Annotated in this window: 1 protein-coding gene; it reads right to left on the minus strand. The window is 53.4% G+C overall.

All coding sequences use genetic code 11. From position 1 onward, the window contains the following. Nucleotides 1-215, minus strand: a 215-nt coding sequence (locus ACUHMQ_RS21690; protein WP_445297446.1) for a transposase, incomplete at its 3' end; no start/stop codon positions are given. Nucleotides 216-238: the final 23 nt, after the last annotated feature.

Here is a 238-nt window from a genome sequence, read left to right on the forward strand (position 1 = left end):
ACCTCCGCAGCCAATTCGACAGCGCTCTGCATGCCTGCACCAGAAACACTTGCTGTCTTGCCTTTACGCGCTTGGGTCACCCAGTAAGCCAAGGTGCCCTGATTCATATTCAATCGTGTTGCTGCTTCGGCAACCGACAACCCTTGGTCCAGCACTAACTTGATGGCTTCCGCTCGGTATTCCGACGTATAGCTTTGTGTTTCTCTCTTACTCACCGCAGCCTCCTGTTGGCTCAAGT

This window comes from Chitinimonas violaceus (assembly GCF_052601015.1).